Raw genomic sequence first — 15,143 nt, forward strand, 5'->3', positions numbered from 1 at the left:
TCACCCCGGCGGGTCGGTCCGTTCGGCGGCGGCGATCCCGGCGTCGATCCGGGGTCCGATCTGCCGCAGCGCCTCGCTGCCGACGATGCCGAGGTGATCGACGTCGACGTCGATCCGGGTCACCGCGCCGGTCAGGTACGGCGTCCACCGTCCTGCCGTCGTGTCCGGATCAGCGTCCCCGCCCGCCGCGACGACGAGTGTGGTGTCACCGTCGAAGGGCCGCGGGCGGTGATCGACGGTGCGCCTCTCCGAACTCGCCATCCGCTCCACCATCCGGTCGAACGCGTCACGGTCCAGGAGACCGAGTTCGGTGACCTTGTCCCGCAGCGCATCGGCGATCGCGTCCGGTTCGGAAGAGGCGGTGACGTCGTCCACGTCGATGACGGCCCGCCACCCACCGAGCAGGTTGGCGAGCACGTCTCGAGCATCGCCGTGGCCGCCCGGTGACGTCGCAACGGGCCGTGCGGCGTCGGCCGCGAACTCGCCGGGATCGACGGGATGGCTGTCCAGCAAACCGAGGAACCCGACATCGACGCCGTTCTCGCGGAGTTCGGCCGCCATGTCCTGGGCGATCAGACCGCCGATGGACCATCCGACGAGGTGGACCGGCCCCTGCGGAACGATTCGCCGGACCTCGTCGACGTATCGCGCCGCGAGATCACCGATCGATGCGTCGGCGAGTTCGCCGGCCACCACGAACGGATCCTGCAGGCCATAGACGGGCCGGTCGTCGAGGTACGGCGTCAGTCCGGCGAACAGCCACGCCAGCCCGTCGGCGGGATGGACGCAGAAGACCGGAGGGCGGGAGCCGTCGGGCCGCAGCGGTACGACGACCGAATTCGCGGTCGAAGCCGTGCGATCCGAATCCGACTCACTCCGTTGCTGCCCGATGTCGGCGTGCTCGGCCAGTCTCGCCCCGAGATCTCGAGGCGTCGGCCCGGCGAACACCCAGGCGACATCCACCGGCATCCCGGTGTCACGGCGGAGGATCGACACGAGGCGGACCGCCGACAACGAGGTGCCGCCGAAATCGAAGAAACTCTGTCCGGCGGTGGCGACCACCGCACCGGTGACTTCCGACATCGCTGCGGCGACCATCGATTCCCAACCGTCCGCCGGTGGGCGGGACGTCGCTTCCTCTCCTACCGCCCCGCCGGCGCTCAGCAGTTCGGCGACGCGGTGGTGATCCGGTCGGCCGTCCGCGGTACGCGGGATCGTGCCGGACACTTCGATGACGGACGGAAGCCAGTGTGGCGGCACCTCGTCCGCGATGGCGCGGCGGATATCCGCGGCGCCGGGAGCGGAGCGAGCGGGCCGATCGACACCGGCCTCGAGATCGTCGCCGTCCGTGGTCGCCCACACGACGATCCCCGTTCCGTCGTCGCCGGCCACCGGGACGGCGACGGCTTCGGCGACACCGTTCACCGACGCCACGATCTGTTCCAGGACATCGAGATCGATGCGGCGGCCGTCTATTCGGGGATGGCGCTCGACCGCACCGAGGATCTCGACACCGATGCCGGGAGTGTGGACCCACCGTGCGAGTGTCCCCGTCGGGGACCTCGAGCCGTCGTCGCCGATGTCGTACAGCTCACCGGGGATCCGAGGTGGCACCGGCCGTCCGGCGGTGTCCACGATCGTCGTCGCTGAGCCCGGGACCGGTGTCAGGTCTATGTCGTCGAGAGCCGTGTCAGGGTCGCCGGTGACGGCATCGACCATGCGGAGGAAGACGTCCCGGATCGCCGCGACCGTGTCGACATCGAAGATCGCTGCCGCATAATCGATCTCACCCACGATCGCGGTGCCGTCGACGCCAGGATGCTCGGCGAGGCCGAGCGTCAGGTCCACCTTGGCCGGCGGCGCCCCGGCCTCGACGGGCGTGACGGTGAGCCCGTCCATGTCCACCGGGCCGTCGGCGGCATCGACCAGCGAGTCCGTCGACGGCTCGCCGAGGTAGTTGATCATCACCTGGACGAGCGGCGCGTGCGCGGTCGACCGGACCGGTGTCAGGTGCTCGACCAGCGTCTCGAACGGGATGTCGGCATGTGCGAAGGCCGCGAGGTCGACGTCGCGGATGCGGTCGAGGAGATCGGCGACCGTGTCCTGTTCGTACAGACGGGTGCGCAGCACCACCGTGTTGATGAACATGCCGATGAGTGCGGCGGTGGCCTGCTGCCCCCGACCGGAGACCGCCGCTCCGACACTGACGTCGGCGACATCGGCGACTCGCGCCAATGTGAGGGTCAGTGCCGCATGGCAGACCATGAAGGGCGTGACGCCCCGCCGGCGGGCCGTCGCCATCACCGCGGCACTGCGCCGCTCGCCCAGCTCGACTCCGAGGCGTCCGCCGGTGTGATCGGTGAAGGCGGGCCGAGGCCGATCGCCCGGCACTTCCAGCGCCGCGGGAACACCGGCCAGCGTCGACGCCCAGAACGAGAACTGCGCGGCCATCAACGACGTGGGGTCGTCGACGTCTCCGAGCACCTCCCGCTGCCACAGTGTGTGGTCGGCGTAGGCGACCGGGGGCGCCCCTACCGCACCGCCGCTCCGATAGGCGGCAAGGATCTCCGCGAACAGGATCTGCAACGACACCGCGTCGGCGGCGATGTGGTGCAGCACCACGACCACCCGGTAGTGCTCAGCATCGGTACCGATCTCGGCGACGGCTCCCCTGATCGGCAACTCGGCCGAGACGTCGAAGCCCTCGGTGGTGACGGCCATGGCCTCGTCGGCCGTGGTCATCCGATCCCAACGCAAGCGGGCGGCGGCGGTCGTCGTATCGAGGATGCGCTGTTCGGGAAACCCGTCGGCACCGAGCGGGTAGATCGTCCGCAACGGTTCGTGGCGGGTCATGACGGCGACGACCGCGTCCCGGAGTGCACTCACATCCAGGTCACCGGCGATGTCGAACGCGACGGGCATGTTGTAGACCGGCGAGGTGACGTCGAACTGATTGAGGAACCACATCCGTTGCTGCGCATACGACAGTGGGATATGGGGCGGCCGGGGTCGTGGCACGAGGGGATGTGCGCTGATCCGCCGTCTGCCGAGTGCCTGTGCGAGTCCGCGGACCGTCGGAGCCCGGAACAGGTCACGAACATCGACGTCGGTACCGACCCGGTCGCCGATCCGGGCCACCACTCTCATGGCCGCCAGCGAGTTGCCGCCGAGGTCGAAGAACGGCACGGTGACCGACACCTCGTCGAGACCGAGGACGTCGGCGAACACCTCGGCGACCGCACGTTCGACCGGGTCGGCGGGCCGCACCATCTCGGTAGCTGCTTCTGCCGGTTCGGGGAGCGCCCGGCGGTCGAGTTTGCCCGTCGCGGTGATCGGCACCGTATCGAGGACTACCCACCGGGTGGGTCGCATGTACTGCGGCAGGACCGATTCCACGTGGTCGCGCACCGCATCGAGGTCGATGTCGCCGGCGAGATACCCCACGAGGATGTCGCCCGCGGCACCGTTGCGCACCGCGACGGCGGCGTGGGTCACCCCGTCGACTCGGGCCAGGACGGTCTCGATCTCCCCCAGTTCGATGCGCTGACCGCGCAGCTTGACCTGGAAATCCGCGCGGCCGAGGTATTCGAGTTCACCGGCCGCAGTCCAGCGGACCAGGTCACCGGTCCGGTACAGCCGGGCACCACGACGGCCGGTGGGGTCGGCGACGAATCGTTCGGCGGTCAGATCCGGTCGGGCCGAATACCCCCGGGCCAGTTGGTCGCCGCCCACGTACAGCTCGCCGACCACCCCGATGGGCGCCGGTTGCAACCGGTCGTCGAGGACCCAGGTGCTCGTGTTGGCGTCCGGACGCCCGATGGGGACGACCACATCGCCCGGACGGATGCGGTGGGCGGTCACCTCGACCGCAGCCTCTGTCGGACCGTAGAGATTGTCGATCTCCGCGGCCGGTACGAGGTCCGCCATGGCCGCGGCCGTCGCGGCCGGGAGCGCCTCACCGGAGGCGTTGACACGCCGCAGGGAATCGAGCGCGCGGCGCCGCTCGGTGTGCTGTCCGACGTACTCCACGAAAGCGGCCATCATCGACGGCACGAAGTGGACCGACGTCACCCGGCGCTGCCCGATCTCGGCGAGGATGTACGCCGGGTCGACGTGCCGTCCGTCCTCGGCGATGACGAGACGAGCACCCGCCATCAACGGCTCGAAGAGTTCGGGCACCGAGACGTCGAACGTCACCGGCGTCTTGAGCAACACCACGTCGTCCGGCCGCAGCGGCGAGCGGACCGCCATCCACGCGAGACGATTCAGCACCGCACCGTGGCTGACCGTGACCCCCTTGGGAGTACCGGTCGATCCCGAGGTGAACAGGGTGTAGAGGGCGTTGGCCGGGCGAGGTCTGCGGAGCACCACACCCGACGGCTGCCAGGCGTCGTCCAGCGGGGCGCGACCATCCACCACGACGACGGGTGTCGACACACCCGACACGGCAGGCGGACGCACATCGTCGACGAGGATCACGACGATGCCCGCTGCGTCGATCATCGCGGCCGTACGCTCGGTCGGGGTGGCCGGATCGATGGCGACGTAGCTGCCGCCTGCCGCGACCACGCCGTGGATTGCGAGAACCAGTTCGATGGACCGCGGAATACACACGCCGACAGCCACATCCGGACCCACCCCCAGTGCCGCGAGCCGAGCGGCGATCTGCCCGGTGCGCAGGGTGAACTCGCGGTAGGTCATGACCCGGTCCCCCGCGACGAGTGCGACCGCCTCCGGCGAACGCCGTGCGGACCGGTCGATGGCATCGGTGACCGTCGACCACGGGACGTCCAGGTGCGGTCCGCAGACCAGGTCGGCGATGCGGGCGCGCTCGGCGTCGTCGGTCAGCTCGATCGCACCGATGGCCCGCTCGGAGGACCCGGTGAGTGCATCGAGCACCCGGGTGAGCCTCGTGGCCACATCGACCACCGTGTCCTCGACGAACAGGTCGGTGGCGTAGGTGATCTCGACGTTCCACGGGCCGTCGGACACGATCTCGACCGCGAAGGTCATGTCGAGCTGGGTGGTGCCGGTCGACGCCGCGATCGGCTCGAGAGTGAGACCGGTCCCGGCCGCCCCGTCGTCGGCGTCGGCGTCGGCGTCGGGGCCACCGGTCCCGGCGGAGCCGGGGTGCAGCACGGACAGCATCACCTGACTGATGGGCGCGAAGGCTTCCGAACGTACCGGCGCCAGCCTGTCCACGAGGTATTCGAAGGGCACGTCCGCCCGGGACAGGGCATTGACATCGTCGATGCGCACACGCTCGAGGAAATCTCCGATCGGGATCGACGGGTCGACCTCGGTGCGCAGCACGACGGTGTTCACGAACATTCCGACGAGATCATCGAGGTGTGCGTGCCCGCGCCCGGCCACCGGGGTGCTGATCACGATGTCCCGACTCGCCGACAGTCTCGCCAGGAGCAGCGACAGTGCCGCGTGGAGCACCATGAAGTCGGTCGCGCCGTGTTCCTGTGCCGCAGCGCTGATCCGAGCGGTCAGTTCGGCGGGGATCGCGGCGGTCACGCGCGACCCTCGCTGCGAGGCGACCGGGGGCCGCGGACGGTCCGTGGGCAACGGAAGCAGTTCGCCCATGCCCGACAGACGGGTCAACCAGTACGCGACCTGACCGCCCAGGATGGAATCCGGGGAGTCGATGTCGCCCAACGTGTTGCGCTGCCACACGGCATGGTCGGCGAACTGGATCGGCAGTTCGGCCCGATGCGGTGGATGCCCGGCGGTGCGCGCGAGGTACGCGCCCCACAGGTCGGCGACGAGTGGCCGCATCGACTCGCCGTCGGCCGCGATGTGGTGCAGCAGCACGACGATCACGTGGTCCCGCTCACCCATCGTGACGAGGCGGACACGGATCGGGATATCGACGGTCACATCGAATGTCGCGGTCCCGATCATCATCGCCGGGTCGAGGTCCGCGCCGGTCCCCTCGTCCACAGTCGCGGTGATGGTCTCCCAGACCAGCCGGGCACGCGCCTCGTCGACCGAGAGGATGTGCTGGTAGGGCTCGCCGGCGTCGGCGGGGAAAACGGTGCGCAGGATCTCGTGACGTGCGATGACATCGACCACGGACTCACGCAGCAGGGCGATGTCCAGTGCGCCGCGAAGACGGACGGCCACAGGGATGGTGTAGGTTGCGGACTCCGGCTCCAACCGGTTCAGGAACCAGATGCGTTGCTGCGCGTATGACAGCGGGACACGTTCCGGCCGGGGGTCTGCTCGTCGCAGCGGCGGAGGTGCGATCCCGGTGTCGTGCGCGGTGTCGATGCGTCGGCCCAACCGCCGGACGGTGGGTGCCTCGAACACGTCGCGGACGCCCACGCGCACCCCGAACGCGTCGCCGGCGCGGGCACTGACGCGAGTGGCCGACAGCGAGTTCCCGCCGATCGCGAAGAAGTCCGCGTTCACCGACACATCCTTGAGGTCGAGCACGTCCGCCACGATTGCGGCGAGTGTCCGCTCGGTGAGCGTGGATGCCGGCACGTGATCGTCGATCGGTTCGACGCCGATGTCCGGGAGTGCATTCCGGTCGATCTTGCCGATCGGACTGCGAGGCAATCTGTCCAGAACCGTCAGCGCGCCCGGGATCATGTGCGGCGGAAGGAGAGTCGCGAGGTGCTCGCGCAGCGCACCGACGGTCACGGGGTGAGCCGGGTCGACCGGTTCGACATACCCGGCGAGTGACGTGACGGGGTTGCCGACACCGATGACCGCCGCGGCCCGCACGCTCTCGTGGGCGGTCAGCACCGCCTCGATCTCCCCGGGTTCGAGGCGCTGTCCCCGCAGCTTCACCTGGAAGTCGGACCGGCCGACATAGGTGAGATCCCCGGTGCGGGAACGCAGGACGAGATCACCGGTGCGATACATCCGCGTGCCCGGACCACCCATCGGGGACGCGACGAACCGTCCCGCGGTGAGTGCGGCCCGGCCGTGATAGCCGCGGGCCAGTGCCGGGCCGGCGAGGTACAGCTCGCCGGCCACCCCGGGAGGCACGGGGTGCAGCCGATCGTCGAGCACATGCGCGACGACGCCGGGCACCGGACGACCCAGACGGACCGGACTTCCGGCGTCGATCGTCGGTGACGTGACGCTGATGATCGTCGTCTCGGTCGGTCCGTAGCCGTTGTATACGTCGAGATGCCGGGCCCACCGGTCCTTCTCGGCGTCGGGCACGGCCTCGCCGCCCAGGAGGACGTCGGTCAGGGGCAGCAGCGCCGGTTCCGGAATCGACGCGGCCACCGAGGTCACCAGGAAGGCGTGGGTGGTGCGCTGCGCGGCGACGAAGTCGGCGAGGTCGCGCCCTCCGTAGATGTCCGGCGGGACGATGACTAGTGTCGCCGCACTGCCGTAGACGCCGAGGACCTCCAGCATGGCGGCGTCGAAAGCAGGCGAGCTGATGCCGAGCCAGCGTGCGTGCGATCCCGAACCGTGGCGGTCCCGCAGTACGGTGGCGACACCTGCCAGACCACGGTGCGGAACGAGGACTCCCTTGGGGGTTCCGGTCGATCCCGAGGTGAAGATCATGTAGGCGCCCTGGTCGACGTGCAGGGGCCGGGACGGTTCTGGCGACTCGCGCGGTTCGCGAGCAGCCAGGTCATCGGCGCGGCGGGCATCGACGAGCAACCACTCCGTCCCGTCGGTCGTCGGGCCGGACCCCAGGGCGGCCACACTCCCGTCGGTGAGGCCGATCCGTGCGCCGCTCGCCTCGATGACGCGCGCGATCCGCTCGGCCGGGTATCGCGGGTCGACGGGACAGTAGACGGCGCCGGCCTTGGCGACGGCCCACAGTGCCAGCTGGGCCTGTGCCGAACGCGGGAAGGCGCACAGCACGACATCGTCGGGCCCGATGCCGCGCTCGATGAGTTCCGCTGCGAGATGCGTACTGGCACTGTCGAGTCGGGCATAGGTCCACGTCCGGTCGGCGTCGACGACCGCCGGGTGTCCGGGCCTCGACCGGGCGGCGTCGCGCAGTAGGTCACCCAGGAGTGCCGGCCGGGGGTCCGGATCACCGGAGAACAGCGGGAGCATGTCCTCGTCGGCGGCGAGCAGGCGAAGGTCCCCGACCGCGCGGACGGGGTCGTCGACCGCCGCGGCGAGCAGCCCGGTGAAGCGATCGGTCAGGCGTCGGGCGTCGGCGGCGTCGTAGAGGTCCGTCGCGTAGGTGAGCGTGCCCCGCCATGGAGCAGCGTCCACGGGGTCCGTTGCGATGGCGAAGGTGAGGTCCAGTTTCGCCGAGTGGTCCTCGACGGCAACGGGTTCGATGTCGAGACCGAGGCCCCGGGTTTCGTCCGCCGGGAGCGAACCGGTTTCGAGTGTGGTGAGCAGCACCTGTACCAGGGGGGCGTACGCGGCGGTTCGGGCGATGTCCAGGGCGTCGACGACGTCGTCGAACGGCACGTCGGCGTGGCTCAGCGCATCGAGGTCCACCTCACGCACGGCGGCAAGCAACTCCGCGAACGACTGGGCGGGAGCCAGTGCCGTGCGGAGGGCCACGGTGTTGACGAACATGCCGATCAGGTCATCGGTGTTGCCGTCCCGCCCGGCCGTCGCAGTGCCGATGACCACGTCGCCGGTGGCCGACAACCTGCCGAGGACCGCGGCCAGAGCGGCATGGAGGACCATGAAGTCGGTGGCATCGGCCCGACGGGCGACACCTCGGATCGCCTGCGCGGTTCGTCCCGGGATGACGAAGTCGACTGTCGCCCCCCGGCCGGTGGGACTCGCCGGGCGGGCGTGGGTGGTGGGCAGGTCGAGCAGCACCGGCGCACCCGCGAGTTCATCGGCCCACCAACGACGATGGCTCTCGGTCACCTCTGCCCGATCGCCCAGGATCAGGACGTGGTCGGCGTACTGGATGTCCAGCGGGGACCAGTCCGGCGCGATGCCCTCCCGGCGTGCCATGAAGGCGGCCAACAGGTCTCGGGCCAGAACAGCCCCCGATTCGCCGTCCGCGGCGATGTGGTGGATGGCGATCACAAGGAGGGCGCTCGTCTTCCCGGTGGCCCGCACGGCCTCGACATGCAATCGCGCCCGCAACGGGAGATCACGGGTCAGGTCGTACGGTTCGGCGGCGACCGCTAGCGCCTCTCCGGCCGAGTCGACCACCTGCCAGTCGAACGCATCGCCCATGTCGACGATGAGCTGATGCGGACGTCCCTCGGAGTCGAGCGGATACCTGGTGCGCAGGACCTCGTGCCGCGCAACGACATCGGCGAGCGACAGACGCAGATGCTCGGCGTCGACGTCACCGCGGATGCGGAACGCGAACGGGATGATGTACGACGCCACGGACGGCTCGTACTGGTTGATGAACCACATGCGTCGTTGGGCGCTCGACAGCGGCAACACCGACGGGCGCGTCGGGACGGCCGGGACATGGGACGCGGTGTCGGCGAATCCCGGCATCGATTCGATGCGCGCGGCGAGGTCCCGGACGGTCGGGGCGTCGAAGACGTCGCGCACGCCGACGTCGGTGCCGAGTACCCGTCCGGCCCGTGCCGCGAGACGCGTGGCCGCGAGCGAATTGCCGCCGAGCTCGAAGAAGCTGTCGGTCACCGACACCGGCGCGGGCGCCGGGTCGTCTCCACGGAGACCCAGCACCTCGGCGAAGACCTCGGCGAGCGCGGATTCGGCGGGGGTCCGTGGTTCGACCCGACCCGGTGACGCGAAGTCGGGCGCAGGCAGCGCTTTCCGGTCGACCTTGCCCGCGGTGTTCAGCGGCAGCGCGTCCAAGACCATCCACGACGTCGGGCGCATGTACTCCGGCAGTTGTGCAGCCGTCGCACGCAGCTCGTCGACGTCGACGTCGACACCGGTGACATGGGCGACGAGCTGGTCGCCCGCCGGGAGTGTCATGACCGATGCGACGACCTGGGCGACCCCAGGCGTGGTGGCCAGAACTGTTTCGATTTCGCCCAGTTCGATGCGTTGCCCCCGCAACTTCACCTGAAAATCAACACGACCCACATACTCCAACTCACCCACACCCGACCACCGCACCCGATCACCCGTCCGATACAACCGCCCACCCACCACACCAAACGGATCCGCCACAAACCGCTCCGCCGACAACCCCGACCGCGACGCATACCCCCGCGCCACCTGCACACCACCCACATACAACTCACCCACCACACCCACCGGCACCGGCCGCAACCGCGAATCCAACACCCACACCGACACATTCGGCACCGCCCTACCAATCGGCACCACCACCTCACCACCACCCACCACATACGACGTCACATCCACCGCAGCCTCGGTCGGCCCATACAAATTCACCACCCGCACCGACGGCACCAACCCCCGCAACCCCACCACCGACCCCACACCCAACGCCTCACCCGAACAAAACACCTGACGCAACGACCCCAACCCCACCAAACCCCCCGCCACCGAACCCCCCGGCACCAAACCCCCCGGCACCGAATCCCCCTGCACCGAATCCTTCAGGGCATCAACAAACACCGACAACATCGACGGCACAAAATGACACACCGACACCCCGAACCGCTCCACCACCGACGCCACATACCACGGATCCCGATGACCACCAGGCTCAGCCACCACCACCGAAGCCCCAACCATCAACGGCCAAAACAACTCCCACACCGACACATCAAACGACACCGGCGTCTTCCACAACACCACATCCCGCTGCTCCAACCCGAACAACGACTGCATCCACCCCAACCGATTCACCACCGCAGCCTGCGACACCGTCACACCCTTCGGCCGACCCGTCGACCCAGACGTGAACAACGTGTACACACCCGCCCCCGACGCCACCTCACCCACACCCGACACCACCGCACCCAACAACCCCGCACCCTCACCACCCGACACACCACCAACCACCACACCATCAACCGAAAGACCCACCCCCTCACCACAATCCACCACCACACGCCGCACACCCGACACACCCGAAACCTCACCATCCCCCGCCCGCACCAACACCACACCCACACCCGCCGTCGACAACATGAAACCCACCCGCTCCACCGGCGCATCCACCTCCACCGGCACATACCGACCACCCACAACCACCACCGCATGCACCGCCACCAACAACTCCAACGACCGCGACATCACCACACCCACACCCGAATCCACACCCACACCCAACCCCAACAACTCCCGCGCAACACCCCCCACCAACCCACCGAACTCCCCATACGACACCACCCGATCACCACACCGCACCGCCACCGAACCCCACGACAACCCCACCCGCTCAGCAACCACCGACCCCACCGAACGACCCGACCACTCCACCCCCACACCCACACCACCCGAACCCGACCACCCCACCACCGCGGCCCGCTCGGCGGCGTCGAGGAGGTCGATGTCGCCGACGATCACGTCACCGTCGGCGAGGCCCGCACCCAACACGTCCGCGATCCGGTCACCGAGACGCCGAACCGTCCGGTCGTCGAACAGGTCGGTGGCGTACACGATCCGGCTGGTGAGACCGGTCAGGTTCCCGTCCGCATCGCGCCCGGCGGTCATGCCGATCATCAGGTCGAAACGTGCGGCGGGAGTTCCCGCCTCGACAGGGCTGACCGTCAGTCCCGGAACCGTCAGCTCACCGACCGGTGACTGCTCGAGGGTGAGCATCACCTGGGTCAGGGGCGCGAACGACTCGCTGCGCGTCGGTGCGAGAACGTCGACGAGATGCTCGAACGGCACATCGGCTGCCGCGAAGGCATCGAGATCGGTGTCCCGCACGTGACGGACGACCTCGTCGAAGGTGGCACCCGGGTCGATGTCGGTCCGCAGGACGACGGTATTGACGAACATGCCGACGAGACCGTCGAGTTCGGCGCGCCCACGCCCGGCGACCGGCGAACCGACGGCGATGTCCGTCGAACCCGACAGTCGGGACAGAACGACGGCAACCGCGGCGTGGAGAACCATGAAGACGGTGACTCCGCGCTCCCTGGCGAACCGGTCGATCCTCGCCGCGAGATCCCCGGGCAGCTCGATCTCGGCAGTCGCACCGCGGTAGGACGCCACCGGCGGCCGCGGACGATCAGTCGGCAATTCGAGGACATCGGGCAGATCGGCGAGCCGGGTACGCCACCACCGTGACTGCCGTCCGAGTTCGGAGTCCGGGTCGTCGACGGCGCCGAGGGCAGCCTGCTGCCAGAGCGCGACATCCACGTACTGCACGGGAAGCGGCGGGCGGTCCGGTTCCCGACCGCCGACGCGAGCTCGATACGAGTGCAGGAGGTCGTCCACCAGAGGTGCCAGGGATTCACCGTCGGCGGCGATGTGATGCAACACCACCACCAGGACCTGATCATCCGGCGTGCCCCCGTCGCCGGGGGTGACGATGCCCGCTCGGATCGGCAGATCCCGTGTCACATCGAACGGGGCCGTTGCCAGCGTCTCCGCGGAACGATCACGCCACCACAGATCCACCGTGACCTCGTCGGCCGGGAGGACTTCCTGCCACGGACGCCCGTCCGCGCTCTGCGGGTACCGCGTACGCAGGACCTCGTGGCGATCGATCACATCGGCGAGGGATGCACGGAGGGCGACCCGGTCGAGCCGGCCGCGCAGGCGTAGGGCGAACGGGATGTTGTAGGCGGGCGAGGCGGGATCGAACTGGTTGATGAACCACATCCGCTGCTGGGCAGCCGACAGCGGAGGTCGGCTCGGACGCGGAATGGTTCCCAATTCCGGTGTCGCGGCCGCCACGTCGAGGCCGGCACCGCGCGCGTCGTCGACGTATGCGGCCATCAGGCGCACCGTCGGCGCGTCGAACAGGTCGCGGACCCCGAACGGGACGGCGAACCCGTGAGCGATCCGCGCAGCGACGCGAGTCGCCGACAGCGAGTGCCCGCCCACGTCGAAGAAGCTGTCGGTGACCGAGACCGCGGCCACATCGGAACGCCCGAGCACGTCGGCCACGATCGCCGCGACAGCACGCTCGGTGTCGGTGACCGGTTCGATGATGACCCGCGACTCGAATACCGGTGCGGGAAGCGCTCGACGATCGATCTTGCCCGCGGTGTTGAGCGGCATGTCGTCGAGAACGACGACGGTGTCGGGAACCATGTACGACGCCAGCCGGCGCGCGGCACTCTCACGCACGCGTGGGATGTCCGAATCATCCGGTCCCGCAACGTAGGCGACGAGACGATCGTCGCGCACCATCACGGCAGCGGCCACGACACCGTCGACTCCGCCGAGCACGCTCTCGATTTCGCCCAGTTCGATGCGTTGCCCCCGCAACTTCACCTGAAAATCAACACGACCCACATACTCCAACTCACCCACACCCGACCACCGCACCCGATCACCCGTCCGATACAACCGCCCACCCACCACACCAAACGGATCCGCCACAAACCGCTCCGCCGACAACCCCGACCGCGACGCATACCCCCGCGCCACCTGCACACCACCCACATACAACTCACCCACCACACCCACCGGCACCGGCCGCAACCGCGAATCCAACACCCACACCGACACATTCGGCACCGCCCTACCAATCGGCACCACCACCTCACCACCACCCACCACATACGACGTCACATCCACCGCAGCCTCGGTCGGCCCATACAAATTCACCACCCGCACCGACGGCACCAACCCCCGCAACCCCACCACCGACCCCACACCCAACGCCTCACCCGAACAAAACACCTGACGCAACGACCCCAACCCCACCAAACCCCCCGCCACCGAACCCCCCGGCACCAAACCCCCCGGCACCGAATCCCCCTGCACCGAATCCTTCAGGGCATCAACAAACACCGACAACATCGACGGCACAAAATGACACACCGACACCCCGAACCGCTCCACCACCGACGCCACATACCACGGATCCCGATGACCACCAGGCTCAGCCACCACCACCGAAGCCCCAACCATCAACGGCCAAAACAACTCCCACACCGACACATCAAACGACACCGGCGTCTTCCACAACACCACATCCCGCTGCTCCAACCCGAACAACGACTGCATCCACCCCAACCGATTCACCACCGCAGCCTGCGACACCGTCACACCCTTCGGCCGACCCGTCGACCCAGACGTGAACAACGTGTACACACCCGCCCCCGACGCCACCTCACCCACACCCGACACCACCGCACCCAACAACCCCGCACCCTCACCACCCGACACACCACCAACCACCACACCATCAACCGAAAGACCCACCCCCTCACCACAATCCACCACCACACGCCGCACACCCGACACACCCGAAACCTCACCATCCCCCGCCCGCACCAACACCACACCCACACCCGCCGTCGACAACATGAAACCCACCCGCTCCACCGGCGCATCCACCTCCACCGGCACATACCGACCACCCACAACCACCACCGCATGCACCGCCACCAACAACTCCAACGACCGCGACATCACCACACCCACACCCGAATCCACACCCACACCCAACCCCAACAACTCCCGCGCAACACCCCCCACCAACCCACCGAACTCCCCATACGACACCACCCGATCACCACACCGCACCGCCACCGAACCCCACGACAACCCCACCCGCTCAGCAACCACCGACCCCACCGAACGACCCGACCACTCCACCCCCACACCCACACCACCCGAACCCGACCACCCCAGCACCGTCTCGCGCATACCGGCCGGCATCGGGTCGAGTGCCACCACGGGCACCGCGGGGTCGTCGATCACCGCGTCGAGGACGTCCGTCACCGTCGCGGCAACCACCTCCGCGACACCGTCACCGACAACGGCGAGATCGGCGCGCACCGTCAGACGAAGACCGTCGCCGTCGTCGGCGACGATGAGCGCGAGCGGGTAGTGCGTGGCGTCGGAGGTGGTCACGTCCCGGATCCGGAGGCCGGAACTGCGGGATCCCTCGACGACCATGTCGGCGTCGACCGGATACGACTCGACGACGACCAGCGTGTCGAACAGGGCGGGATGCCCGGTGGCAGCGGCGATCTCGCCGAGGCCGACGAACTGGTGGTCCAGGACACGGGTCCGGGAGTCGTGCAGATCTCCGATGAGCGCGCCGAGCGACCGTCGCGGATCGACGTCGGCGACCACCGGGACGGTGTTGATGAACAGGCCGATCATGCCGTCGACGCCGTCGAGGTCGGCGGGACGACCGGAGA

General features: G+C 68.7%; 1 protein-coding gene (cut by a window edge). It reads right to left on the reverse strand.

All coding sequences use genetic code 11. The features are described from left to right. A protein-coding gene (locus ACSUZC_RS13465) for a non-ribosomal peptide synthase/polyketide synthase (protein ID WP_439029042.1) crosses the window boundary here: on the reverse strand, positions 1–15,143 show its 3' portion. 11,062 nt of this gene lie beyond the right edge of the window; 15,143 of the gene's 26,205 nt are visible here — the last part of the coding sequence; the start codon falls outside the window, past its right edge; the stop codon is at positions 1–3.

This window comes from Gordonia terrae (assembly GCF_051789125.1).
GTDB classification, from domain to species: domain Bacteria; phylum Actinomycetota; class Actinomycetes; order Mycobacteriales; family Mycobacteriaceae; genus Gordonia; species Gordonia terrae_A.